Below are 24,374 nucleotides of genomic sequence, written 5' to 3'. Positions count from 1 at the left end.
CAAGATAGCGAAGATCACCCGCGCGGATACACGATGATAGACAGATACGTCATCGGCAGCTTGACGAGCCTCTCGGGACCGTGCAATGCGCCGGAATCAAACAGGATGGAATCGCCGGGCCGCAGACGGTAACTGCTGTCGCCGTGCCGATAGTCGACCTCGCCAGTGAGCATGTAGATGAATTCCATGCCGGCGTGTTGGAATGCCGTGAAGGGCTCGGCGTCCTCCTTCAACGTGATCATGTACGGCTCGACGACGACGTCGCCGCCGATGACATGTCCGAGCAATTGGTAGACATGCCCCACTTTGGTTCCGCGCCGCTCGATCACGACGCCCTGCTTGGCGCGCACGAATGAACAATCGCGTCGCTCTTCGGAGGCCGCAAACAACAGGCTGAGCGGGACGTTGAGCGCCTTTGCGATCGACTGAAGCGTCGCCAGTGACGGAGAAATCTGCCCGTTCTCGATCTTCGACAGCATCCCGGCCGAGATCGACGAGGCGGCTGATAAGTCGAGCACCGACAGATCGCCGTCCCGGCGCAACTTTCGGATCTGGGCACCCAGGGCGCGTTCGAGGTTGCGGGGGTCCTGCGGTGCGTTGGAGCCGGTACGGTATTCAGGCGCCTGGCGTGAGACTGTTTTCGAGCTCTTGGCCCTTGCCATCAGATAGGTCCTCTAAATGAGACCCGGAGCAGAGCCCAGGCCGATCGACCAGTGTACCAGGATCGGACGGCACGCAGTTCGATGCATTGCCGACAGGCGATCAGCTCCGTGTGAGCCCGAACTCTGCCAGGCTGTCATCCAGCCAGCGACGGAAACTGTCGACAAGGCTGCGGAAGACCGCAATCTCGAAGACCGGTGTACCATCTTCCAGATCATCCAGCCGCCAGATGATGGCGCCGAGGTGCGAAACGGCTGTCACGGCGACGGCGCCCGGCGCGAATGCACGGTTGTGCAGATCGATCGGAAAACCCTTGGCGAGAGCCTGGCCGATCCGCGGCCCGCTGACGCGATGGATGACATAGCCGTCGGTCTGATCGGTCACCGATGCGGCATCGCCGACAGCCTGCTTCAACGAGACGGAGAATCCATTGCCGCCATCGTCCTGCGTCGCGAGCCAGGTCGTAGGCCCGATTCCGAGAAAGGCGACCGCGCCGGATGTGCTGCGGCGCGGACCGGGAACGAGATCGATTCCATAGGCGGTCTTGACGCGCTGTTTCAATTGCTCGTCCGCGCCGCGCCGAACCATGATGGTCGCGCAGCCGAGATCATTGCGCATCGATACGGTGACGCCCGGGTTGGAGGACGCCGCAAAGCCATGATTGAGACGATCAGCCACGCAGCCGCGCTCCTTCCGGATCATAGAAGACGGGAGAACATATCTCGGCCTCGAAATCGGCACCTCGCAGAGGGTCGACGACCCGCAAGATCTGTCCCACCCGTTCTCGGCCGGATGCGAGCAGAGCCAGCGCAATCCAATGGCCGAGCATCGGCGAGAATGCCGACGACGTGACGTATCCCTGATCGTTCTCGAGCTTGACGGCTGCACCGGGCGAGAGCAGGTGAGCGCCGTTGCGCAGGCGTTGCCGGCGATCGATCGGCTTTAACCCGATCACGGCCGGACGGTCCGGATCGACGAGTCCGGGCCGACGCGCAAGCACTTTGCCGATAAAGTCCTTCTTGCCCATCATCCGGCCGAGCCCCAGATCGTGCGCGGTGGTGGTGCCGTTCAGCTCGTTGCCCGCGATGTGCCCCTTCTCGATGCGCATCACGCCAAGCGCTTCGGTGCCATATGGAGTGAGGCCGTACTCGGCGCCGGCTTCCATGATGGCGCGGATCGTCTCGTCAGCAAAGCGCGCCGGGACCGCCAACTCGTAGCCAAGCTCGCCCGAAAAGGAGACGCGGAACAGCCGCGCCGGCCGCCGTCTCCAGCAGAAATCCGCGCAGGCGAGATACGGAAATGCGGCATCAGATATGTCGATCGCGCCGCCGAGAAGACGATCCAGGAGATCGCGCCCACGCGGTCCGGCAATGGCGAATTGGGCCCACTGCTCGGTGACGGAGATGGCCTGGACGTCGAGCTCAGGCCAGAGCACCTGTCGGGCGTGATCGAGATGCTGCATCACCTTCGCTGCGTTCGCCGTCGTCGTCGACATCACGTAGTGATCGGGCGCAAAGCGGGCGCAGGTTCCGTCATCCATCGCGATGCCGTCCTCGCGCAGCATCAATCCATAGCGCACCTTGCCGACGGGCAGGGTGGAGAAGGTGTTGATGTAGATGCGATCGAGGAAGATACCGGCATCCGCGCCCTGGACGTCAATTTTGCCCAAGGTCGAGACGTCGCAGACGCCGACGGCGCTGCGCACGGTCTTGACCTCGCGAATCACGGTTGAAAGCCAGTCCGCTTCGCCTGCTCGTGCGAACCACTGCGCGCGCCGCCACGGGCCTGCGTCGACGAAGGTCGCGCCGAGCTGTTCGGCCCAGCGGTGGCTCGGCGCCAGCCGGACCGGGCGGAAATCCTGGCCGCGATGACGGCCGGCGAAGGCGCCGATCGCGACCGGTGTGACGGGCGGTCGCACGACGGTGGTGCCGACCTGCTGCATCGGACGATCCGTGAGCGCCGCCATCATGGCGTGACCGATCACGGCTGCCATCTTGCCCTGGTCGGTAGCCATGCCGAGCGTGGTATAGCGCTTCAGATGCTCGACCGACATAAAGCCCTCGCGGGCGGCAAGTGCGATATCGGCCTGCGTCACGTCGTTCTGGTAGTCGACGAAAGCCTTCGATCGGGACGCCGCGACTTGCCACAGCGGCTCGCCGGAGATGCTCTCGTCGTCGTCGACGACGAATTCGGGCAGGGCGCCGGATTTGAATCCGGCAGCATCCGCACTGGCCGCCCCGGCAGCCGTCCCCTGTTTCAGCGCCTCCGCCAGCGTCAGTGCGTCGCTCGCGGCGCCGATGACGACGAGATCCCGCGGCAGATCGTCGGGCAGGAAGGCCGAGCGTTCCTCGGACCAGCGCGGACGACCGCCGAGATGGGTCGAGAGCGCGAGGTTCGGATTCCAGCCGCCGCTGACCGCAAGCAGGTCGGACTCGATCGCGATGTCGTCGCCCTTATTGGTCCGCACGCGAATTTGGCTGAGGCCATGTGCGCCGCGTGTGTCGATGACGTGCGCGCCCTTCAACAGTCTGGCGCCGATCGTCTGGCCGGAGGCGACCAGCGATGGGGAGATCTCGGATCGTGCATCGATGATGGCTTCGACCTTGACTCCGGCACGCGCGAGGTCGAGCGCGGTGCGCCAGCCGTCGTCGCAACTCGTGAACAGGGTCGCCGCCTTGCCCGGCGTCACGCCGTAGCGATTGAGATAGGTGCGCACCGCGGAGGCCAGCATGATTCCGGGGCGGTCATTGCCGCCGAACACGATCGGCCGTTCGATGGCACCTGCCGCAAGAATGGATCGCTGCGCCACGATCTTCCATAGGCGCTGCCGCGGCTGGTGTGCGGGGGGAACGGGCAGGTGATCGGAAACGCGTTCGAGCGCGCCGAAAGTGCCCCCGTCATAGGCGCCGAAGATTGTGGTCCGCAGCATCATTGTGACGTTCGGAAGTGCGTCCAGCTCTTTGGCGGTGTATTTGGCCCATTCAACGCCTGAGAGGCCGTCGATGGTGTGGACGTCGTTGTTCAGCCGGCCGCCGGGGATGAAGTCATCATCGGCGATGATGACCCGGGCGCCCGCGCGTCCCGCTGCTAGCGCCGCAGCGAGACCGCCAGGGCCACCGCCGATGACCAGCACGTCGCAGAAGGCGTACGCCTTCTCGTACTGGTCGGGATCGGGCTGCAGGCTGGCCCGGCCGAGGCCAGCGGCACGTCGGATCAGAGGCTCATAGACCCGTTCCCAGAACGAAGCGGGCCACATGAAGGTCTTGTAGTAGAATCCGGCGACAAACAGGGACGACAACAGCGAGTTGACCGCACCGATATCGTAACGCAGCGACGGCCAGCGGTTCTGGCTCCGGGCCTCGAGCCCATCATACAGTTCGGCGGTGGTGGCGCGCGTGTTCGGCTCGCGACGTGCGCCGCTTCTCAATTCCACGAGCGCATTCGGCTCCTCGGCGCCGGCGGTCATGATGCCGCGCGGACGATGATACTTGAACGAGCGGCCGACGATCCTGACACCGGACGCGAGAAGAGCGGATGCCAGCGTATCGCCCTGAAAGCCCTGGTAGCACTTGCCATCGAAGTGGAAGCGCAATGCTGTGCTGCGGTCGATCAGACCGCCGTCGATTCGGTTGGGTTGCGGGGCGCTGATGTCGCTCATGCACGGACCCGGTCGCGGGCAAAGCTGGCTTTGGTGATTTCATGGGTCCTGATATTGCGCTCGACTTCCAGCCAACTTCGACAGCCGGACGCGTGATACCAGAGTTCGCGATGCAGCCCGGACGGATTGTCCCGCAGATAGACCGCTTCGAAGAATTGGCGGTCGGCGTCGGGTGCGTCGGCGGCCGGCCGCGGGGCGCTGGCATCGCCAAGATAGGCGAATTCGCTGACGTCGCGATTGCCGCAGAACGGGCAGGGAATGCGCATGCCGATCGGCCTTCAGTGCAGATTGGGTTGGGCGCCCTGGCCCTTTTCATCGAGCAAATGGCCACTCGCGAAACGGTCGAGCCGGAAGGCGCGTGCCACTGGATGCGGTTCGTCGCGGGCAATCAGATGGGCGAAGCACCAGCCGGATGCCGGCGTGGCCTTGAACCCGCCATAGCACCAGCCGGCATTCAGATAGAGGCCGTCAAGCGGCGTGTGGTCGATGATGGGCGAACCGTCCATGGACATGTCCATGATGCCACCCCATGAGCGCAACATCCGTAACCGTCCAATCATGGGCATCAATGCCATGCCGCTTTCGCAGACATCCTCTACGGTCGGCAGATTGCCGCGTTGCGCATAGGAATTGTAGCCATCGATGTCGCCGCCGAACACGAGGCCGCCCTTGTCGGACTGGCTGATATAGAAGTGGCCTGCGCCGAAGGTGACGACACCCGGAATCAACGGCTTGATGGCCTCGCTGACGAAGGCCTGCAAGACGTGGCTTTCGATCGGCATGCGCAGACCGGCCATGGCCGTCAGCCGCGAGGTATTCCCGGCAACCGCCAGCGCCACCCTTGGTGCGCGGATCGTCCCGCGCGTTGTTTCCACGCCGACGATGCGATCGCCCTCGCGGATCATGCCGGTAACTTCGCAATTCTGGACGATGTCGACGCCGCGGTCGCTGGCCGCGCGCGCATAGCCCCATACGACGGCGTCGTGACGGGCCGTTCCGCCGCGTCGCTGCAGCAGGCCGCCCTCGATCGGAAATCGGGCATTGTCGAAATCGAGGAACGGCAGCATGCGCCGGACGGCGGTCCGGTCGAGCAGTTCGGCGTCGACGCCATGCAGCCGCATCGCGTTGCCGCGGCGGGCTGCGGCGTCGCGTTGCGCATCGGAGTGAAACAGGTTCAGCACGCCACGCTGGCTCACCATCGCGTTGTAGTTCAGATCTTTCTCCAGGCCCTCCCAGAGCTGCATCGAGAATTCGTAGAAGGGATTGTTGCCGGGCAGCAGGTAGTTCGAGCGGATGATCGTGGTGTTGCGGCCAGCATTGCCGGAGCCGATCCAGCCCTTTTCCAGCACGGCGATGTTGGCGATGCCGAAATGTCTCGCGAGATAGTAAGCCGTCGCAAGGCCGTGTCCGCCGCCGCCGACGACGATGACGTCGTAGGACGGTTTCGGGCTGGCGTCGCGCCAAGCCGCCGTCCAGCCGCGATGGCCGAGCAGGGCTTGATGAGCGAGACTGAAGATCGAGTAGTGCATGGAGAGGATCGCATTGGGTTTGATGGAAGCCGAGCCCGGACCACACTATTCGATATTTCCTGACAAGAAAACATTGTTCTCAATAGTTGACAGCCGTCCACACGGGACGATATGCATGGTTCGCCCGATGGAGAGCAGGCATGTGCGGTATTGTCGGTCTATTCCTCAAGAACCCCGGGTTGCATCCTGAGCTCGGGTTTCACCTTGCGGCCATGCTCGGCGTGATGAGCGACCGCGGTCCCGACAGCGCTGGGTTCGCGGTCTACGGCAGCTCGCAAGCGGATCACGTCAAGCTTACGCTGCGTGCAGCATCGGCCGTCGAGATTCGTGAGGCGGTGGCGGCTCTCGGCAAGGCGGGCGCGGGCGATCTGGACTCAGTCTTTCACGACACCCACGCCGTGGTCTCAGTGCCGTTGGCGCGTGAACAAGAGGTGCGGTTGCTGATCGCGCGCGACAGTCGCGTGGCGCTGGTCGGCGTGGGCGCCAGGATGGAGCTGTTCAAGGAGGTCGGGCTTCCGGAGCAAGTCGCCAGGCGGTTCGGGCTGTCGGGAATGGGCGGCACGCACGGCATCGGCCACACCCGGATGGCAACCGAATCCGCCGTCACGACGCGTGGCGCACACCCGTTTTCGACCGGAAAGGACCAGTGTCTGGTTCATAACGGCTCGCTTTCAAATCATTGCGGCGTGCGGCGCTTGCTCAGCCGGGAAGGGCTGACGTTCGAAACGGACAACGACAGCGAGGTTGCCGCGGGTTTCCTGACTTGGCGCATGCAGCAGGGTGCGTCGCTGGAGCAGGCGTTGTCGGACAGTCTCGCCGATCTCGACGGGTTCTTCACATTCGTGGTCGGAACCGAGAGTGGTTTCGCGGTGCTCCGCGATCCCATCAGTTGCAAGCCGGCGGTCATGGCGGAGACCGACGACTATGTCGCGTTCGGATCGGAATATCGCGCGCTCGCCGTGCTTCCCAATGCAGAGAAAGCGCGGGTCTTCGAGCCGGAGCCGGCCAGGGTCTATGCGTGGGAATTGCGTTGATGCGCTCCGTCGATCTCGAAGAAAGCAGCGTCCGTGAACTCAATGGCGAGCTGCATCGTCTCACGCCGGAGACCAACGAGACGCGATGGGTGATCGAGCATCCGCAAGGCAAGCATGCCATCGCCTGCGGTCTCGATGCCCCCGTGACCGTCGAGGTGAAGGGGCATGTCGGCTATTACTGCGCGGGCATGAACAAACATGCCACGATCGTCATCCATGGAAATGCCGGCGTCGGGGTTGCCGAGAACATGGTTTCCGGCGAGGTCCGGGTGAAGGGCGACGCCAGCCAGGCAGCGGGGGCGACCGGCGTTGGCGGGCTGTTGGTTATCGAGGGCAATGCGTCGGCGCGTTGCGGCATTTCGATGAAGGGCATCGATATCGTCGTGAAAGGCTCGATCGGTCCGATGAGTGCGTTCATGGCGCAGGCCGGCACTCTCGTCGTGTTTGGCGATGCCGGCGAGGCGCTCGGCGATTCCATCTACGAGGCGCGGCTTTTCGTGCGCGGATCGGTGGCAAGCCTCGGTGCAGACTGCATCGAGAAGCCGTTGTCGGACGAGGACAAGGTCATTCTTCGCAGGGTGCTGGAGAGAGCAGGGCTGTCGGCCGGTTCGGACGGCGGCCCAGACGGTTTCCGGCTCTACGGATCGGCCCGCAAGCTCTATCATTTCCACATCGACAACGTCGATGCTTACTGAGGCAGGACGGCTTCCCGATGAACGCACAAAGTCCGAAAGCCGCCACCCCTCCGCGATTTTCCGCGACCTTCGATCCGCAGGCCATCGCCGAGATCCAGCGCGCGGCGGCGACGGGCATCTACGACATCCGCGGCGGCGGCGCCAAGCGCAAGCTGCCGCATTTCGATGACCTGCTGTTTCTCGGCGCGTCGATCTCCAGATATCCGCTGGAGGGTTATCGCGAGCGCTGCGGCACCAATGTCGTGCTTGGCGGCCGCTTTGCCAGCAAGCCGATCGAATTGAAGATTCCGATCACGATCGCCGGCATGAGCTTTGGTGCGCTGTCGGCGCCAGCGAAAGAGGCTTTGGGGCGCGGCGCATCCGCAGTCGGTACCTCGACCACGACCGGTGACGGGGGCATGACTGACGAGGAACGCGGACACTCGTCGATCCTGGTCTATCAATACCTGCCTTCACGTTACGGTATGAATCCGGACGATCTCCGGCGCGCGGATGCGATTGAGATCGTGATCGGGCAGGGCGCCAAGCCCGGTGGTGGCGGCATGCTGCTGGGCCAGAAGATCTCGCCGCGCATCGCCAGGATGCGGACGTTGCCGGAAGGCATCGATCAGCGCTCGGCCTGCCGGCATCCGGATTGGACCGGGCCAGATGATCTCGAAATCAAGATCGAGGAATTGCGCGAGATCACCGACTGGGAAAAGCCGATTTACGTCAAGGTCGGGGCCAGCAGGCCCTATTACGATACGGCGCTCGCGGTGAAGTCCGGTGCCGACGTCGTTGTTCTTGATGGCATGCAAGGCGGCACGGCTGCGACGCAGGACGTGTTCATCGAGCATGTCGGGTTGCCGATCCTCGCTGCGATCCGGCCCGCGGCACAGGCTTTGCAGGATCTCGGCATGCATCGCAAGGTCCAATTGATCGTATCGGGCGGCATCCGCAACGGCGCGGATGTGGCCAAGGCGCTCGCGTTGGGAGCGGACGCGGTCTCGATCGGGACGGCCGCGCTGATCGCGATCGGCGACAATGATCCCAGCCTCGAAGACGAGTATCGGAAATTGGGGAGCACTGCAGGGGCCTATGACGACTGGCAGGACGGACGCGATCCCGCCGGGATCACGACGCAGGACCCGGAGCTTGCCGCACGGCTCGACCCGGTCAAGGCCGGCCGGCGCCTTGCAAACTATCTCTCGGTGCTGACACTCGAGACCCAAACCATCGCTCGTGCGTGTGGCAAGAGCCACGTCCATAATCTTGAGCCCGAGGACCTCGTGGCGCTGACGCTCGAAGCCGCGGCGATGGCGCGCGTCCCCTTGGCCGGAACTTCGTGGATACCGGGTCATCACGATCCGAAGACGGATTTGACGTGAACCTGCTCAACGGCGAGTAGCGTGGAGACAATGATGTCAACGAAGCTTTCGGATACAGCGCGCGAGAAGGGAATCAAATACTTTCTGATCTCCTTTGCCGATCTGTTCGGCGTGCAGCGGGCCAAGTTGGTGCCGGCCGCGGCGATCGACGGCATGGCCAAGAACGGCGCGGGATTTGCCGGCTTCGCCACTTGGCTCGATATGACGCCTGCTGATCCGGATCTGTTTGCCGTGCCGGATCCCGATACGCTCATCCAGTTGCCTTGGCGGCGCGAGGTCGGCTGGTTGGCCGCCGATCCCTGGATGAACGGCAAACCGGTTGCGCACGCGCCGCGCAACGTGCTCAAGCGCAAGATCGCGGAGGCTGCGAGCGCTGGCCTGACAATGAAGACCGGCGTGGAGTGCGAGTTCTTCCTGCTGACCGAGGATGGCCGCGAAGTCTGCGACACCGCCGACCGGCAGACAAAGCCTTGCTATGATCAGCAGGCGCTGATGCGGCGCTACGATGTCATCAGTGAGCTCTGCGACGCCATGCTGGAGCTCGGCTGGCAGCCCTATCAGAACGATCACGAGGATGCCAACGGCCAGTTCGAAATGAACTGGCAATTCGATGAGGCGCTGGTCACGGCCGACCGGCATGCCTTCTTCAAATACATGGCGCGCTCCATCGCCGAGAAGCATGGCCTCCGCGCGACCTTCATGCCGAAGCCATTCATCTCGCTGACCGGCAGCGGTTGTCATGTGCACGTGTCGCTGTGGAAAGGTGAGCGAAACCTGTTCGAGGACGAAGGCGGCGACCTCGGCGTCTCCGAGCTCGGCTATCATTTCCTCGGCGGCGTGATCAATTCGGCTGACGCCCTGGCCGCTATCCTCAATCCTTCGGTTAATTCTTACAAGCGTATCAACGCGCCGCGAACGGTCTCGGGCGCGACCTGGGCGCCGAACTCGGTCACCTACACCGGAAACAACCGAACCCACTTGATCCGAATTCCCGAGGCCGGCCGTTTCGAGCTGCGGCTCGCCGACGGTGCTGCCAATCCCTACCTGCTGCAGGCCGCGGTCCTATCCGCCGGACTCGACGGCCTCAGCAACAAGCGAGATCCCGGAAAGCGGCTCGATATCAACATGTATACCGAGGGGCACACCGTGACCTCGGCCAAGCGGCTCCCGATGAATCTGCTCGATGCCTTGCGAGCGCTCGAGCATTCAAGCGTGCTGCGGGATCATCTCGGGGAGTTCGTACCCGCCTATCTCAAGCTGAAGCATGAGGAGTGGAACGACTACGCACGCCATCTGACCCAATGGGAGCGAGACAACACTCTGGACTGTTGATATCCGGAAGAAGTGCGTCGTGCCCAAGGCCGTTCCGGGCGTTGAACCGCCGCTGACGTCATCCCCATTGTTCGTCGTAGACTGGAGATGCGCTCAATCGCTGCGTCGCAACAGGTGGTCAGCACTGGCGCGATGGGAAGCCGGCACGCGCCGTATCACACACAGACGATCTGGAGGACCAGGTACCAAACCATTTGCTCGTCAACGAACCATCATTGTCGGTCCAGGGGATCGGCGGCAATTGCGGCAGGTAGGATGCATATGGCATCACTTTCGCAAGCGTCACCCTGCCCGGGTACCGTTCGAGAAAAGCCTTGTTCATTCCGCCGTCGAATCCGCTGTAGATCGGGGCAATTGGCACGTTGTCTTCAAGCAATTGCGCGTACGCGCGCTCGTCGGCGCGCCGTTTTTCCAGCGCCTTTCGCGCGATTTCCGGATTGACGACAAAGGGAGGGCATTTCTCGATCGGATTGAACACGAGAGGGTGCGGCGAATTCGGGGGAGGTTGCGCATCGAACACATAACGGCGGTTACACACATCCACTTTGGGTTCGAGTTGTGTCGTCTCGAAATGATCGTTGCCGACCTTGAGCATTTCCCAGAAGGGCAGGTTGGGATTGTTTCGATGGCGCGCCAGATTCGCCGGTGTCAGGCGGAACGGATAGGCTTGGACCTGGAACGAGGTTCGGCCGCCGCGGAATGAGTCACGCGCCAGCGAATAGATCTCGCTGATCTGTTCGTCCGTCATGGCATAGCAACCGCTCGACCAGCAGTCGCCGTGGATCATGAGGAAGCTGCCGTTTCGTTTGTGTGCCCTGTCGAAGCTGTTCGGATAGCCGAGGTTGATCGAGAGATAGAAATTGGAGTTGGGGTTCATCAACTCAGGCGTAACTGTATAGAACCCTTCCGGAGCCTGTCGGTCGCCCTCGTACAATTTCGGCCCGAGATCGCCCGACCACCGGCAGATCGGATAGGTCTTGAGGAGTTGGAAACGGCCGGCAGTGTCCTGCTTCCAGACTTCAAGCTCTGCCTCGTCCTTGAAAAGACGCACAAGGATAGGGGAATATTTCGGCATCTTCTTCTGTTCGAGCAGCGCGAGCAGCTCGGCTGGCAATTCCTGCGTCGCCTTGGCGGGCAACGGCTTGCTGCTTTCGCCGAAGCATGTGGCAGGTGCCAAGGCAGCGGCAAAAGCCGCCGCCAGCACAATTGCGTGTCGGACCATGGCGCATATCACTGCTGTACCTCCAGCCCGCCGCGCGCCGCTATTTCTCAAATCCGACGAACATCGTAGCCTCCTCGACCGACTTCCGCTCCGACACCATCGCATTCGCCGGAAAAGTCTCATCATTCTGCCCCCGATGTCGCCGAACCACCGGACGCTGTTTCAGCAGTTCGACGCCGCGCCCGGCAAGCACGCGAAGGCGCAACACAAGTCGTTCGATTGCAGTACTATGGATCAACCGGACGACATCGTCTACGGAGTGCACGACTTCGAGGCAATGTGCTCTCCCCAAGCATCGCCCGTTCGGCAGGCTCAGCTGAACTCGACCGAGAGTGATCGCGCTGGTGCACCGTGCCTCGCCGGTACCGGCACCTCCGGCAGGCGCGAGGCGATCCATCACGGCGCCTGTACGCTCCGGCACGCGATGACACATCATGGTTCTGCTGCAAGATGGTCCCCGCTACGGGCGAACGCACACGCTGGCGCGACCACCTTTACTACAAGGTGGCTGTCTCAGCGCGGCTTTCATCTCGACGAACCGGCGTCGTCGCTAGCGACTAGCGCAGCACGACTTCTTGATCTGTCCAGCGAAGATAATGCCGCGGTGCAGCGCCCAGCTCGCGCTTAAACATGGCGGCGAATGCGCTCGGGCTGTCATAGCCCACGTCCAGCGCTACGCATGTGACGGGTTCGCCTGCGCCCAGGCGTGCCAAAGCTTCCAAGAGCCGCACGCGCTGTCGCCACACTGAAAAGCTCTGACCGGTCTCGCGGCGGAACAGCCTCGTCAGCGTTCGCCGGCTGAGGCTGCATTTGTCAGCCCAGTCGTCGAGCGTGAGGTCCGAGGAGGGGTCGCCAAGCACTGCCTTACAGATCGCCGCAAGGCGGGGGTCCGGTGGCACCTGCACGTGAAGCGTCACCTCCGGCATGTGCGAGATCTCGGCGAGCAGGAGTTCGAGAAGCTTGCCGTCGCGTCCGTCCTGGTCGTAGGTCTGCGGCATCCGCACCGCCTCGTCCATTAGGGCTTCGACGAGCGAGGATGCACGAATCAGGCGACACGTCTCCGACGTTCCTCGTCGGCGATCAGGCGTGACATAGATCGTCTGGGCCTCGACTTCACCCCATGCGCGCGACTGATGTACAACGCCGGCCGGAATCCATAAACCATGCCCGGGTGGAACCACGAAATGACCGCGCTCGGTCATCATCGCCGTGACGCCGGTGATCTGCAGGATGAACTGGTCGCGCCGATGCGTGTGCCGCGTGCTGGTGCTCTCGTTCGGATAGGTTGCGGTCATCGCGGCGACCGGCCGCGCGATCGTCTGAAGTTGTCCGGCATAGTTGGCGGCCGCTGCGGGGCCCTCCTGTTTGCTGCAGGTGCGCAATTCGCCAGTCACATCTTGCCGCGCTACGACTTTCACGTGTCGTGAACTCCCGATCCAAGTCCTTTTCTGCAAGGCTCTTATGCATCTTCTGGGCCAGATATGGCCCGATCGCGATGGTTCTTGTCCCCGATCAGGTAGCGCGGGACAGGGCGTTTGGCAACAATGCTCGCGCCGGCCAGATTCGTCAAAGCCGAATACGGCGTCTGGCAAGGTCCTTCTCACGCCGATATGCGACACGGAGAGCTCGATGAACAGACGCGAATTCACCCAGGCCATGCTGGCCGCCGGCGCCGCTATCCCCTTCGGCATCACGCGAGCGGCCGGCCAGACCCGCGGTGGAACACTCAACACCATCATCCAGCCCGAGCCGCCGCTGCTGGTCACCGCCTTCAACCAGCAGCAGCCGACGCTGACGCTCGGCGGCAAGATCTACGAGAGTCTTCTCAAGTATGGCGCTGACCTGAAGCCGATGCCGGGCATGGCGCAGTCCTGGGAGATTTCGCCGGACGGGCTGACCTATACGTTCAAGCTGTTTCCCAACATCACCTTCCACGACGGCAAGCCGATGACGTCCGAGGACGTCGTGTTCAGCTGCATGAAGGTGTTGACCGAGACGCATCCGCGCGCGCGGCAGAATTTTGCGCGCGTCGCTTCGGCCGAGGCGCCCGATCCGCTCACCGTCGTGTTCAAGCTGAAGCAGCCCTTTGCGCCGTTCCTCGGCTGTTTTGACTGCACTTCGGCGCCGATCGTGCCAAAGCACGTCTATGAAGGCACCGACTACCGCAAGAACCCGCTGAACGACAAGGCAATCGGCACCGGCCCATTCAAGCTGAAGGAATGGGTGCGCGGCTCGCATGTCCATCTGGTGCGCCATGAAGGATACTATCTGAAGGACCAGCCATACCTGGATGAGATCATCTACCGCATCATCCCGGATTCGGCATCGCGCGCGCTGGCGCTGGAGAACGGCACGGTGCAACTCGCGCAATGGACCGACGTCGAGTTCTTCGACGTGCAGCGCTTCAAGGCGCAGAAGAACCTCGAAGTCACCACCAAGGGTTATGAGTATTTCGCGCCGCACCAGTGGCTCGAGATGAACAACCGTATCGCGCCGATGAACGACAAGCGCTTCCGGCAGGCGGTGATGCACCTGATCGACCGCGACGCGCTCGCCAAGCGGGTCTATTTCGGCAGCGCCAAGGTCGCGACCGGCCCGATCTCGTCCAAGACGAAATTCTACGACGGCAAGGTCAAGCGCTACGACTATTCGATCGACAAGGCCAAGGCGCTGCTCGACGAGATGGGGCTGAAGCCCGACACCAACGGCAAGCGCGCTGAGATCAAATACATCGTGCCGCCTTATGGCGAATCCTATCAGCGCGCCGGCGAGTTCTTCCGCCAGAGCTTTGCCCGCGTCGGCATCGATCTTGTCCTCGTCGGCACCGACATGGCCGGCTGGGCCGAGAAGGTCGGCAACTGGGACTATGAGATGACCCAAAACCTGCTCTACCAGCTCGGCGATCCCGCGCTCGGCGTCTCCCGCACTTACGTGTCGTCGAACATCAAGAAGGGCATCCTGTTCTCGAACACCGAAGGCTATTCCAACCCTGAGGTCGACAGGCTGTTCGACGAAGCCGCCGTCACGCTCGACGAGGCCAAGCGACTGGAGCTTTATTCCAAGGTGCAGCAGATCCTGGTCGAGGACGTGCCGGTCGCCTGGACGCTGGAGCTCGAATATCCCATCATCTACGACAAGGCGTTCAAGAACATCGTGTCGACCGGCATCGGCTCGCACGAAACTTTCGGGTCGGTCTACAAATCGTGATCCGTCTCGGCAGCGCGGCGACGATCGGGCTGATGGCGCTGAGCCGGATTGCCCAGCTCGTCGCCGTCATCCTCGTCATCGCCACTTTCAACTTCGTGCTGGTGCGGGCCGCCCCTGGCGATCCCGCCCAGGTCATGGCCGGCCAATCCGGCGCATCCGATCCGAAGCTGCTGGAAGATCTGCGCAAGGAATATGGGCTCGACAAGCCCTACGCGGTGCAGCTGGCAAGCTATCTCGGCCGCGTCGTCAGGCTCGACCTGGGCTATTCCTACCGCCAGCGCCGCGCGGTGGTCGATCTCATCCTGGAACGGCTGCCGGCGACGCTGCTGTTGACGGTAACGGCCTTCTGCCTCGCGCTGCTGATCGGCACGACCCTCGGCGCGCTCGCGGGGCTGGCGGCGGGCAGCGTGCTCGATACGGTTTTCACCGTGCTGTCGCTGGTGCTTTATGCGACGCCGGTGTTCTGGCTGGGGCTGATGCTGGTGCTGGTCTTCTCCGTGACACTCGGCTGGCTGCCGCCGTTCGGTTACGAGACCATCAACGTGAAGCTCTCGCCGCTGGAGCATGTGCTCGACATCGCCAAGCACATGATCATGCCGGTGACCTCGCTGGCGGCGATCTATCTCGCGATCTATGCCCGGCTGATGCGGTCCTCGATCATCGAGGTCGCCCAGCAGGACTTCATCAAGACCGCGCGCGCCAAGGGCCTGTCCGGTCCCAGCATTGTGGTCGGCCACATGCTGCGCAACGCGCTGGTGCCCGTCGTCACCGTGGCCGGCATGCAGGCCGGCGCGCTGGTCGGCGGCGCCGTGGTCATCGAGACGGTGTTCGCCTGGCCGGGCCTCGGCCGGCTGACCTTCGATGCGCTGCTCCAGCGTGATTATCCCGTGCTGCTCGGCATTTTTCTCATTCTGTCGATCGTGGTCATCGTGCTCAATCTGCTGACCGATCTGATCTACAGGCTGATCGATCCCCGCATGACGACAGGAGCTGCGTGATGGATGCGGCTCGCGCCTTCCTGCGTCATCCTAGCGGCATGGTCGGCCTCGTCGTGCTGCTTGTCGTGGTCGTCATCGCGCTCATCGCGCCCATCGTCTTTCCGGTTTCGCCCTGGGAAATGGTCAGCGCGCCGTTCACGCCGCCCGGCGAGGACGGCCTGCTGCTCGGCGGCGACACGCTCGGCCGCGACGTTGCGGCCGGTGTTGCCTATGGTGCCCGCGTGTCGCTCGTCATCGGCATCGCCTCGGCCATGGCGGCTATGGTGATCGGCGTCACGATCGGCGCAATTTCCGGCTATTTCGGCGGCAAGGTCGATCTCGTGCTGATGCGGGTGACCGAGCTGTTCCAGACCATCCCCGCTTTCGTGCTCGCGATCCTCTTGGTCGCAACCTTCAACCCGTCGCTGCTGACGATCATCCTGACCATCGGGGCCGTGAGCTGGCCGCCGCTGGCGCGCCTCACCCGGGCCGAGTTCCTGCGCCTGCGCAATCGTGAGTTCGTCGAAGCCGCGCTGTGCCAGGGCGAGGGCACTTTGCAGATCGTGCTCGGCCATATCCTGCCCAATGCGATCTCGCCGATCCTGGTCGTGACCTCGCTGACGGTCGCCACCGCCATCCTGCTCGAAAGCGCGTTGTCCTTCATGGGCCTCGGCGATCCCAATCTGATGTCCTGGGGCTTCATGATCGGAGCCGGCCGCACCGTCATCCGTAATGCCTGGTGGATGAGCGTGTTTCCGGGGCTCGCGATCCTCATCACCGTACTTGCCATCAACCTGTTCGGCGAAGGTCTCTCCGATGTGCTCAATCCGCGTGTATCGAGGCGCCGGTCATGAGCGACGCCGTGCGAGCCAAGGCACCCGTTCTGTCGGTCGAGGGGCTCTCGATCGCGCTGCCCGAAGGCGGCGATCGCCCGTTCGCGGTCGAGAACGTCTCCTTCGAGGTCAAGCCCAACGAGGTCGTCTGCCTCGTCGGCGAGTCCGGCTCGGGCAAGTCGATGATCGCTCATGCGGTGCTGTCGCTGCTGCCGAAGAGCGTCGATATTGCCGCGGGCGCCGTGATTGTCGCAGGACAAGATCCGGCAAAGCTCGACCGGCAGGCGCTGCGCCGCCTGCGCGGCGGCGAAGCCGCGATGATCTTTCAGGAGCCGTTGTCCTCGCTGAACCCGCTCAAGCGGGTTGGCAGGCAGATCGAGGAGATGATCCTCACCCATCAGAAGCCGATGCCGTCGGCAATTGAGGTGCACGAACGCGTGCAGCAGCTCCTGACGCAGGTCGGCCTGCCAAATCCAAAGCTGCTTGAGAAGAGCTATCCGTTCGAGCTGTCCGGCGGCCAGCGCCAGCGCGTCATGATCGCGATGGCGATGGCCAACCGTCCGGCGCTCCTGATCGCTGACGAGCCGACCACAGCGCTCGACGTCACCACCCAGCGTCAGATCCTGCGCCTGATCGACGATCTCCGACGCGACCGCGGCATGGGCGTGCTGTTGATCACCCATGATTTTGGCGTCGTTGCCGATGTCGCCGACCGCGTCGTGGTGCTTCGTCACGGCAAGGTGGTGGAGCAGGGGACGGTCGAGGAAGTCCTGCGCAGTCCTAAGGCTGACTACACCCGCGAGTTGATCGATGCCGTGCCGAAGGCGCGGCTCGATGAGATTCGCCGCACTGCGGTCCATCCTACACCGCTGCTCGAGGTCATCGGTCTTGAGAAGACATTTCGGGTCAAGCGCGGCCTGTTGCAGCCGCCGCGCGAGGTCGTCGCGGCCGACGGCGTCTCGCTGACCTTGTACGAGGGCGAGACGCTCGCCGTCGTCGGCGAATCCGGGTCCGGCAAGTCGACGCTCGGGCGCATGATCATGCGTTTGACCGAGCCGGATGGCGGAGCCATCCGCTTCAACGGCCAGGATCTGCGCCAGCTCCGCGGCGAGGCGCTCCGCCAGGCGCGAAAACAGCTCCAGATCGTGTTCCAGGATCCGTTTGCGAGCCTCGATCCGCGCCAGAAGGTCGGCGATGCCATTGCGCGCGGACCGATGGCCTTTGGCACGTCGCGCACGGAAGCGATGGAGCAGGCGAGGAAGCTGCTGGTGCGAGTTGGCCTCAACGCCGTCGCCGCCGATCGTTACCCCCACGAATTCTCTGGGGGCCAGCGCCAGCGCATCTGTATTGCGCGCGCACTGGCACTCAAGCCGCGCGTGCTCATCGCTGACGAAGCCGTGTCGGCGCTTGACGTTTCCGTCCAGGCTCAGGTGCTGGCGCTGCTTGCCGAGCTCCGTCAGGAGATGAAGCTCGCCATGATCTTCATCACCCACGACCTGCGGATCGCCGCCGAGATCGCCGACCGCGTCATCGTGCTCCAGAAGGGGCGCATCGTTGAAGAGGGCGCGACCGCGGACGTTTTCACGGCCCCTCAAGCCGCCTACACACGCGACCTGCTCGATGCGATCCCGGGCCGTGATTTCTTCGACCAACCGGGCTTTGCCAGCGTGACCGGCGCACTACCGACAGCAAGGATGAGTTCATGACCGACAGCCGTCCCCTTCCAGCCGGCGCGCGCGAGCGCATCGAGGCCGCTGTGGATGCCGCCTTCGACGAGCAGATCGACACCACGATCGCGTTCACGGCGATCCCGAGTACGCGCGCGGCGGAGGCGCCCTGTCAGGACATGTTCGCAAAGCTGTTGCGCGATCGCGGCTACGAGGTCGATGATTGGGTCATCAACCAGGACGATCTGAAGGCGCTGCCGGGCTATGGTCCGGTCGAGACCGATTTCTCGCGTGCCCGCTCCGTCGTCGGCACCTGCCGGCCGGCCAGGGAAGAGGGCCGCTCACTGATCCTTCAGGGCCATTGCGACGTGGTGCCGGCAGGCCCGCTCGACATGTGGGAGCGGCCGCCGTTCCAGCCGGTGGTCGAGAACGGTTGGCTCTATGGTCGCGGCGCCGGCGACATGAAGTCCGGCACCATCTCGGCGCTCTACGCACTCGATGCGATCAAGGCCGCGGGCTACAGGCCCAAGGGCCGCATCCACCTGCAATCGGTGATCGAGGAGGAGAGCACCGGTCTCGGCGCGCTCTCCACACTTCAGCGCGGCTATCGTGCCGATGTCTGCATCCTGCCCGAGCCGACCGACGAGAAGCTGATGCGCGCCCAGGTCGGCGTGATATGGTTCCGCCTGAAAGTGCGCGGGATACCAGTCCATGTCGCACGCGCCGGCACCGGCTCAAATGCGATCAAGGCTGCAATTCACCTGATCCAGAAGCTCGAAGGTCTCGAAGCCGAATGGAACGAGCGCGCCAAGACGCACCCCTCGTTCAAATCGGTCGAGCATCCGCTCAACTTCAATCCTGGAATCATCAAGGGCGGTGACTGGGCCTCCAGCGTGCCCGCCTGGTGCGATGTCGATTGCCGCATTGGTGTGCTGCCCGGCTGGAAGATCGCCGACGCCCAGGCCGAGATCGTGGATTTCGTCGCCAAGGCGGCGCGCTCGCATCCATTCCTCGCCAACAATCCGCCGGAGATCGTCTGGTCCGGCTTCCTGTCGCCGGGCTACGAGGCGACGGAGATTCAGGAAAGCGAGGCGGTTCTCGCTCCGGTCTACGAGCATGTGTTCGGCCGCAAGCTGACCAGCTTCTCGTCGACCGCCCTGACCGATGCGCGCTTCTATGGTCTCGATTTCGGCGTGCCTGCGTTTTGCTTCGGCGCCACCATGGAAGGCGCGCACGGCTTCAACGAGCGCGTCGATCTCGCCTCGGTCAAACGCGTCACCAAGGCGCTTGCGCTATTCACCGCGAGCTGGTGCGGCATCGAGGCCAATTAGCCGAAAGAAGGAAACTCACCGCAAAAAGGGAGGTTCGCGAATGGACAGCCAGGGTGCAGGCGGCAAGCCGCCGGTCAGGACGCAGGAGGATCTGCGCGCGCATTTCGGGCAGCTCAGCCCGCTTGCCGAGAAGAAGGTTCTCAGCCATCTCGACAGGTTCTGTCGCGACTTCATCGCGCTCTCCCCGTTCCTCGTCCTTGCCACCAGCGACGGCAACGGCCACGCCGATGCAAGCCCGCGCGGCGACGCGCCGGGCTTCGTCGCCGTGCTCGACGACAAGACGCTGCTGATCCCGGACCGGCGCGGCAACAACCGCGTCGACACCTTCGGCAATATCATCGCTTCCCCCGGCATCGGCCTGATCTTCCTGGTGCCGGGGATCAACGAGACCCTGCGCGTCAATGGCCGCGCCGAGATCTCGCAGGATGCCGAGCTGTTGACGCCGCTTGCGGTGCAGAACGTGGTCCCAATCATCGGGCTGAAGATCCATGTCGAGGAGACCTATTTTCATTGTGGCAAGGCGCTGATGCGCTCGAAGCTCTGGAATCCGGCTGCTCAGGTCGAGCGCAACAGTTTCCCGACGCTCGGCCGGATCATCGCCGAGCAGACTGTCGCCATCGCGGTCGACGAGGCCGAGAAGACGATGGAAGAAGGATACCGTACGAGGCTCTACTGAGAATGACCAAGCTGATCTAGCGGTCCGCCCTGCAGAAGGTTTCGACGATACGTACATGCTCGAAGCCAGCCGCCCGTGAAAGGTCTGCGAGGTAGGTAGCGAGCGGCAGCACTGAGCGCACAGACGCGACGAATCCGAACGGAGCGGCATCGTCAGCTTTCGGACGATTGGGCGGCTCCTCGCGCCCGCTTCATTGAACGTTCAGTAAAGCAGTTTGCTAAACACGCTGCTACGGCCGACCTTCCGGCTCTCCTGTTGTTCGGATGGAGTGGATTCTCCTGCCGGGCGACGTCGGCGGTCGCATTCGGCAAGATCTTTCGGCATTTTTGCTGCGACTGCGAACATCCCGCTTGCGCGCCAGCGCCGCGGCTCTTTCGCCGGACTCGCGACAAACGAGGCTTGACGATCTCCGAAATTTAGTAATACGTTTAGTGTTACAAAAAACTAAACATCGCGCATCGGGCCGATGTGTGGGAGGAGCCCAAGCCATTCCGGAGCCGTCTCCGGAAGCGGCCCGTCTCGTCCTTCACTCATCGTTCCTCAAACTCGGTTTCAGGGTCTTGGCGTCGTTCCGGCAGGACGGGCCAAGCGGGTTAGATGCTTCAACGAGAGAGGAAACGGATATGCGGACATTCAATTGGTTGAGAGGCTCGGCGGCGACCACCGTTCTTGGGGTGGCGCTTCTGGGGGGATTTGGCGGAGGCGAAGCTGCGGCCCAAGGTAAGCAGCTCACACTGTGCTGGGCGGCATGGGATCCGGCCAACGCGCTGGTCGAGCTCGGCAAGGATTTCACCAAGCAATCCGGCATCGAGATGAAATACGAGTTCGTCCCGTGGACGAGCTATGCCGATCGCTTCCTCAATGAGCTCAACTCCCACGGCAAGCTCTGCGACCTGATTATCGGCGACAGTCAGTGGATCGGCGGCGCGGCCGAGAACAAGTGGTACGTGAAGCTCAACGATTTCTTCGACAAGGAGAAGATATCGATGGACGACTTCGTCCCGGCGACAGTCGTCGGCTATTCGCAGTGGCCGAAGAACTCGCCGAACTATTGGGCGCTGCCGGCCATGGCGGATGCGGTCGGCTGGACCTATCGCAAGGACTGGTTCTCGCGCCCGGATATCCAATCGGCGTTCAAGGCGAAGTACGGCCGCGATCTGGCGCCGCCGAAGACCTATGACGAGTTGAAGCAGATCGCGCAGTTCTTCCAGGGCCGCGAGATCGACGGCAAGAAGGTCTATGGCGCCTACATCTTCACCGAGCGCGGCTCCGAAGGCATCACCATGGGCGTGACCAACGTGCTCTACAATTACGGCTTCGGCTACGACAATCCCAAGAAGCCGTACCAGATGCAGGGCGTCGTCAATTCGGCCGACGCGGCCAAGGGGCTCGAGTTCTACAAGGAGCTCTACAAGTGCTGCACGGCGCCGGGCATGACCAACGCCTACATGCAGGAGGGGCTCGACGCCTTCAAGTCCGGTCAGGTGGCGATGCAGATGAATTGGTTCGCCTTCTTCCCCGGCCTCTACAAGGATCCGAATGTCGGCGGCGACAGAATAGGCTTCTTCGTCAACCCGTCCGGGCCGAACGGACACTTCACCCAGCTTGGCGGGCAGGGGATCTCGGTGGTCGCGACCTCCGACCGCAAGGACGACGCGCTCGCCTACATCAAATGGTTCGCGCAGCCCGCCGTGCAGCAGAAGTGGTGGCAGCTGGGTGGCTACTCGGCGCTGAAGGCCGTGGTTGACGCACCAAACTTCCCGAAAAGCGCGGCGTTCGCGCCTCAATTCCTGGAGTCGATGGGCATCGTCAAGGACTTCTGGGCCGAGCCGTCCTACGCCCAGTTGCTGCTCGACATGCAGAAGCGTGTGCATGACTACGTCGTCGCCGACAAGGGCACGGCGCAGCAGGCGCTCGATCTCCTCGTCAAGGATTGGACCAAGGTTTTCAAGGAGCAGGGCAAGCAGGTCGCCTTGCAATAGGCCGTAGGCCTCGCGTCGACGAAACGGTACCCCGGGGCGTGTGCGCCTCGGGGAACCCAGCCAGCCGATGGACAAGATGACCACGATCCTTCAACCTGACGATGCTACGTTTCCCGGCATGAGCGAGCCCGCCAAATCTCGCACTGCGCGACCTGTCCGCGGACTGTCGGACCGGACAATCGCGTGGCTGTTCGTGGCGCCGACGATCGCGCTGTTGCTGGCGATCAACATCTTTCCGCTGCTGTGGATGATCCGGCTGTCCTTCACCAGCCTCAATCTCAGCATGTCCTATCTGCCGCTGCGCTTCGTCGGCCTCGACAATTTCACTGACATCTTGACCGACGAGGACGTCTGGTTCCGGCTCCAGACCACGGCGCAATTCGTGATCTGGTCGGTGGCACTACAGGTGATCATCGGCTATGGCCTGGCGCTGTTGATCAACCGCCAGTTTCGCGGTCACAGCTTCTGGACCACGATCATCCTGCTGCCGATGATGCTGTCGCCGGCGGTGGTCGGCAACTTCTGGACGCTGCTGTTGCAGCCGCAGATCGGGCCGTTCAACTACGTGATCAGCCTGTTCACCGGTGTGCCGCCGAGCTCGTTCAGCATGACCGGGCAGGTCTCGCTCGCGCCGTGGACCATCGTGCTGGTCGACACCTGGATGTGGGCGCCCTACGTCATGCTGATCTGCCTCGCCGGGCTGCGCTCCATTCCCGATTACATCTACGAGGCGGCCGAGGTCGATCGCGCCTCGGCCTGGCGGCAATTCTGGTCGATCACGCTGCCGATGACCGTTCCATTCCTGATGCTCGCCGTGCTGTTCCGCGCGATCGAGAACTTCAAGATGTTCGACATGGTCAATCTGTTGACGTCCGGAGGCCCGGGCTCGACCACCGAGCTGGTGTCGATCACGCTGAAGCGCGCCGCGTTCGAGAAATGGCGCACCGGCTATTCCAGTGCACTCGCCATCATCCTGTTCGTGACCGTGTTCGGTGCGGCCAACATCTACGTCAAAGCCCTCAACAAGGTGAAGCAACGATGACCGCCGCCCTCACCAAGTCCACCGCGCACTCCATCGTCGAAGCGTCGCCGCGCGCAAAGATGGTGGCGGGTGGCCTCGTCATCCTCTACGCCGTGATCACGATCCTGCCGCTGGTCTGGATCGTCGCCACCGCCTTCAAATCGCAGAGCGACGCGATCGCATATCCGCCCAAGGTGATCTTCGAGCCGACCCTCGAAGGCTTTGTGAACCTGTTCACAGTGCGCACCCGGCAGACGCCTGACTTCATCGCCAAGCTGCCGCCGCCGGAGACGTGGTACGACAAGCTCGTGCGCCAGCGCGACATGGTCATTGCCGGACCGTCGAAGGTCGTGCCGCGTTTCGTCAACTCGCTGATCATCGGGTTCGGCTCGACCTTCCTGGCGGTCTTTCTCGGCACGCTCGCGGCCTACGCTTTCTCACGCTTCCGCATTCCCTTGGCTAACGACCTTCTGTTCTTCATTCTCTCGACGCGCATGATGCCGCCCGTTGCGGTCGCAATCCCTATCTATCTGATGTACCGGCAGCTCAATCTGACCGACACCAGGCTCGGAATGATCCTGCTTTACACTGCCGTGAACGTCTCGCTCGCGGTCTGGCTGCTCAAGGGATTCATCGACGAGATCCCGCGCGAATACGAGGAGGCTGCTCTTGTTGACGGCTACACGCGGCTGCAGGCGCTGCGCAAGGTCGTGTTGCCGCAAGCCGTCACGGGTATCGCAGCCACCGCGATCTTCTGCCTGATCTTCTCGTGGAACGAATATGCCTTCGCGGTTCTCCTGACCAGCGGCGAGGCGCAGACCATGCCGCCCTTCATCCCCTTCATCATCGGGGAAGGCGGGCAGGATTGGCCGGCCGTTGCCGCGGCGACCACCCTGTTCGTCGTGCCGATCGTCCTGTTCACCGTGTTGTTGCGCAAGCACCTACTGCGCGGCATCACCTTCGGAGCTGTGCGCAAATGAGCGGTTCTGCTGCAATCGCCAAAGGCGTGGTCTCTCGCTGGTTCCGACGCGGACCCTGGGAGACGGCTGCCATGACCCTTATCGGGGGAGGCATCGTCATGCTGGTGCAACCCTGGTCGATCGATCTCTACAGCTATTCCTTCGTGACGATCCTCGCCGGTACGCTCGGCTACGTCGTCGTGAGCCATTTTCCGGAATAGGAC

21 protein-coding genes are annotated in these 24,374 nt (G+C 63.0%); 14 read left to right on the top strand and 7 right to left on the bottom strand.

From position 1 onward, the window contains the following. Nucleotides 1-14: 14 nt before the first annotated feature. The 5 genes from P0R31_RS18825 to P0R31_RS18805 all read right to left on the bottom strand — a co-directional run bounded on the left by P0R31_RS18825 (nt 15) and on the right by P0R31_RS18805 (nt 5,847). The gene (locus P0R31_RS18825) at nt 15-662 is read right to left on the bottom strand and encodes a helix-turn-helix domain-containing protein (RefSeq protein ID WP_275515438.1); all 648 of its coding nucleotides are present in this window, start codon (nt 660-662) and stop codon (nt 15-17) included. A gap of 100 nt (nt 663-762) precedes the next feature. Then, nucleotides 763-1,338, bottom strand: a complete 576-nt coding sequence (locus tag P0R31_RS18820; RefSeq protein ID WP_275515437.1) for a sarcosine oxidase subunit gamma — start codon at nt 1,336-1,338, stop codon at nt 763-765. Beyond that, a complete protein-coding gene (locus tag P0R31_RS18815) occupies nt 1,331-4,318 on the bottom strand; it encodes a sarcosine oxidase subunit alpha family protein (RefSeq protein ID WP_275515436.1) in 2,988 nt (995 codons plus the stop codon). The genes P0R31_RS18820 and P0R31_RS18815 overlap by 8 nt, the downstream gene beginning before the upstream one ends. Then, on the bottom strand, nt 4,315-4,584 hold the full coding sequence (locus P0R31_RS18810) for a sarcosine oxidase subunit delta (protein ID WP_275515434.1): 270 nt from the start codon (nt 4,582-4,584) through the stop codon (nt 4,315-4,317). Before P0R31_RS18810 ends, P0R31_RS18815 begins: the two co-directional genes overlap by 4 nt. Nucleotides 4,585-4,596: 12 nt before the next feature. Continuing rightward, the gene (locus tag P0R31_RS18805; RefSeq protein ID WP_275515432.1) at nt 4,597-5,847 is read right to left on the bottom strand and encodes a sarcosine oxidase subunit beta family protein; all 1,251 of its coding nucleotides are present in this window, start codon (nt 5,845-5,847) and stop codon (nt 4,597-4,599) included. 140 nt (nt 5,848-5,987) lie between these two features. On the opposite strand from P0R31_RS18805, the gene P0R31_RS18800 reads away from it, so the two are divergent. The 4 genes from P0R31_RS18800 to glnT are packed head-to-tail and all read left to right on the top strand — an operon-like array spanning nt 5,988 to nt 10,275. Then, nucleotides 5,988-6,881 (top strand): class II glutamine amidotransferase, encoded by an 894-nt coding sequence (locus P0R31_RS18800; RefSeq protein ID WP_275515431.1) that lies wholly within the window; start codon nt 5,988-5,990, stop codon nt 6,879-6,881. Beyond that, nucleotides 6,881-7,576, top strand: a complete 696-nt coding sequence (locus tag P0R31_RS18795; RefSeq protein WP_275515430.1) for a protein glxC — start codon at nt 6,881-6,883, stop codon at nt 7,574-7,576. The genes P0R31_RS18800 and P0R31_RS18795 overlap by 1 nt, the downstream gene beginning before the upstream one ends. Nucleotides 7,577-7,593: 17 nt before the next feature. Beyond that, nucleotides 7,594-8,943, top strand: coding sequence for an FMN-binding glutamate synthase family protein (locus P0R31_RS18790; protein WP_275515429.1), 1,350 nt, complete (start codon nt 7,594-7,596; stop codon nt 8,941-8,943). A gap of 33 nt (nt 8,944-8,976) precedes the next feature. After that, nucleotides 8,977-10,275: a type III glutamate--ammonia ligase gene (gene glnT / locus P0R31_RS18785; RefSeq protein ID WP_275515428.1), complete on the top strand. Its 1,299-nt coding sequence runs from the start codon at nt 8,977-8,979 to the stop codon at nt 10,273-10,275. Nucleotides 10,276-10,393: 118 nt separating this feature from the next. Here the strand turns inward: glnT and P0R31_RS18780 are convergent, their stop codons facing one another. Next, nucleotides 10,394-11,497, bottom strand: coding sequence for a murein L,D-transpeptidase family protein (locus P0R31_RS18780; protein WP_343299326.1), 1,104 nt, complete (start codon nt 11,495-11,497; stop codon nt 10,394-10,396). Nucleotides 11,498-12,054: 557 nt separating this feature from the next. Then, on the bottom strand, nt 12,055-12,915 hold the full coding sequence (locus P0R31_RS18770; protein WP_275515426.1) for an AraC family transcriptional regulator: 861 nt from the start codon (nt 12,913-12,915) through the stop codon (nt 12,055-12,057). 211 nt (nt 12,916-13,126) lie between these two features. Between P0R31_RS18770 and P0R31_RS18765 the strand changes: the two genes are divergently transcribed. The 10 genes from P0R31_RS18765 to P0R31_RS18720 all read left to right on the top strand — a co-directional run bounded on the left by P0R31_RS18765 (nt 13,127) and on the right by P0R31_RS18720 (nt 24,371). Further along, nucleotides 13,127-14,704: an ABC transporter substrate-binding protein gene (locus P0R31_RS18765; RefSeq protein WP_275515425.1), complete on the top strand. Its 1,578-nt coding sequence runs from the start codon at nt 13,127-13,129 to the stop codon at nt 14,702-14,704. After that, a complete protein-coding gene (locus P0R31_RS18760) occupies nt 14,701-15,702 on the top strand; it encodes an ABC transporter permease (RefSeq protein WP_275515424.1) in 1,002 nt (333 codons plus the stop codon). The genes P0R31_RS18765 and P0R31_RS18760 overlap by 4 nt, the downstream gene beginning before the upstream one ends. Further along, nucleotides 15,702-16,535, top strand: a complete 834-nt coding sequence (locus P0R31_RS18755) for an ABC transporter permease (RefSeq protein ID WP_275515423.1) — start codon at nt 15,702-15,704, stop codon at nt 16,533-16,535. The genes P0R31_RS18760 and P0R31_RS18755 overlap by 1 nt, the downstream gene beginning before the upstream one ends. Further along, the gene (locus P0R31_RS18750) at nt 16,532-18,220 is read left to right on the top strand and encodes an ABC transporter ATP-binding protein (protein ID WP_275515421.1); all 1,689 of its coding nucleotides are present in this window, start codon (nt 16,532-16,534) and stop codon (nt 18,218-18,220) included. The genes P0R31_RS18755 and P0R31_RS18750 overlap by 4 nt, the downstream gene beginning before the upstream one ends. After that, nucleotides 18,217-19,512, top strand: a complete 1,296-nt coding sequence (locus P0R31_RS18745; protein WP_225130219.1) for an ArgE/DapE family deacylase — start codon at nt 18,217-18,219, stop codon at nt 19,510-19,512. Before P0R31_RS18750 ends, P0R31_RS18745 begins: the two co-directional genes overlap by 4 nt. Nucleotides 19,513-19,552: 40 nt before the next feature. Continuing rightward, nucleotides 19,553-20,188, top strand: coding sequence for a pyridoxamine 5'-phosphate oxidase family protein (locus tag P0R31_RS18740; protein WP_275515418.1), 636 nt, complete (start codon nt 19,553-19,555; stop codon nt 20,186-20,188). 623 nt (nt 20,189-20,811) lie between these two features. Further along, nucleotides 20,812-22,170 (top strand): ABC transporter substrate-binding protein, encoded by a 1,359-nt coding sequence (locus tag P0R31_RS18735; protein ID WP_275515416.1) that lies wholly within the window; start codon nt 20,812-20,814, stop codon nt 22,168-22,170. Between the two features lie 67 nt (nt 22,171-22,237). Then, nucleotides 22,238-23,212 carry a carbohydrate ABC transporter permease gene (locus P0R31_RS18730; protein WP_430516841.1) on the top strand — a complete coding sequence of 325 codons (975 nt, stop codon included), beginning with the start codon at nt 22,238-22,240 and terminating at the stop codon, nt 23,210-23,212. Next, nucleotides 23,209-24,171, top strand: a complete 963-nt coding sequence (locus P0R31_RS18725; RefSeq protein WP_036041947.1) for a carbohydrate ABC transporter permease — start codon at nt 23,209-23,211, stop codon at nt 24,169-24,171. The genes P0R31_RS18730 and P0R31_RS18725 overlap by 4 nt, the downstream gene beginning before the upstream one ends. Continuing rightward, nucleotides 24,168-24,371, top strand: a complete 204-nt coding sequence (locus tag P0R31_RS18720) for a hypothetical protein (protein ID WP_157284013.1) — start codon at nt 24,168-24,170, stop codon at nt 24,369-24,371. The genes P0R31_RS18725 and P0R31_RS18720 overlap by 4 nt, the downstream gene beginning before the upstream one ends. Nucleotides 24,372-24,374 lie beyond the last annotated feature (3 nt).

The organism is Bradyrhizobium yuanmingense, from assembly GCF_029167105.1.
Lineage (GTDB): Bacteria > Pseudomonadota > Alphaproteobacteria > Rhizobiales > Xanthobacteraceae > Bradyrhizobium > Bradyrhizobium yuanmingense_A.
The sequence above is the reverse complement of the archived record's forward strand: the minus strand, read 5'-3'. Positions and strand labels throughout refer to the sequence as shown.

What these genes read in the sequence shown, in the direction of transcription:
- P0R31_RS18825 (WP_275515438.1), bottom strand. Translation starts at nt 662, where the DNA reads ATGGCAAGGGCCAAGAGCTCGAAAACAGTCTCACGCCAGGCGCCTGAA.
- P0R31_RS18815 (WP_275515436.1), bottom strand. Translation starts at nt 4,318, where the DNA reads ATGAGCGACATCAGCGCCCCGCAACCCAACCGAATCGACGGCGGTCTG.
- P0R31_RS18810 (WP_275515434.1), bottom strand. Translation starts at nt 4,584, where the DNA reads ATGCGCATTCCCTGCCCGTTCTGCGGCAATCGCGACGTCAGCGAATTC.
- P0R31_RS18805 (WP_275515432.1), bottom strand. Translation starts at nt 5,847, where the DNA reads ATGCACTACTCGATCTTCAGTCTCGCTCATCAAGCCCTGCTCGGCCAT.
- P0R31_RS18800 (WP_275515431.1), top strand. Translation starts at nt 5,988, where the DNA reads ATGTGCGGTATTGTCGGTCTATTCCTCAAGAACCCCGGGTTGCATCCT.
- P0R31_RS18795 (WP_275515430.1), top strand. Translation starts at nt 6,881, where the DNA reads ATGCGCTCCGTCGATCTCGAAGAAAGCAGCGTCCGTGAACTCAATGGC.
- P0R31_RS18790 (WP_275515429.1), top strand. Translation starts at nt 7,594, where the DNA reads ATGAACGCACAAAGTCCGAAAGCCGCCACCCCTCCGCGATTTTCCGCG.
- glnT (WP_275515428.1), top strand. Translation starts at nt 8,977, where the DNA reads ATGTCAACGAAGCTTTCGGATACAGCGCGCGAGAAGGGAATCAAATAC.
- P0R31_RS18780 (WP_343299326.1), bottom strand. Translation starts at nt 11,497, where the DNA reads ATGGTCCGACACGCAATTGTGCTGGCGGCGGCTTTTGCCGCTGCCTTG.
- P0R31_RS18765 (WP_275515425.1), top strand. Translation starts at nt 13,127, where the DNA reads ATGAACAGACGCGAATTCACCCAGGCCATGCTGGCCGCCGGCGCCGCT.
- P0R31_RS18755 (WP_275515423.1), top strand. Translation starts at nt 15,702, where the DNA reads ATGGATGCGGCTCGCGCCTTCCTGCGTCATCCTAGCGGCATGGTCGGC.
- P0R31_RS18750 (WP_275515421.1), top strand. Translation starts at nt 16,532, where the DNA reads ATGAGCGACGCCGTGCGAGCCAAGGCACCCGTTCTGTCGGTCGAGGGG.
- P0R31_RS18745 (WP_225130219.1), top strand. Translation starts at nt 18,217, where the DNA reads ATGACCGACAGCCGTCCCCTTCCAGCCGGCGCGCGCGAGCGCATCGAG.
- P0R31_RS18740 (WP_275515418.1), top strand. Translation starts at nt 19,553, where the DNA reads ATGGACAGCCAGGGTGCAGGCGGCAAGCCGCCGGTCAGGACGCAGGAG.
- P0R31_RS18735 (WP_275515416.1), top strand. Translation starts at nt 20,812, where the DNA reads ATGCGGACATTCAATTGGTTGAGAGGCTCGGCGGCGACCACCGTTCTT.
- P0R31_RS18730 (WP_430516841.1), top strand. Translation starts at nt 22,238, where the DNA reads ATGGACAAGATGACCACGATCCTTCAACCTGACGATGCTACGTTTCCC.
- P0R31_RS18725 (WP_036041947.1), top strand. Translation starts at nt 23,209, where the DNA reads ATGACCGCCGCCCTCACCAAGTCCACCGCGCACTCCATCGTCGAAGCG.
- P0R31_RS18720 (WP_157284013.1), top strand. Translation starts at nt 24,168, where the DNA reads ATGAGCGGTTCTGCTGCAATCGCCAAAGGCGTGGTCTCTCGCTGGTTC.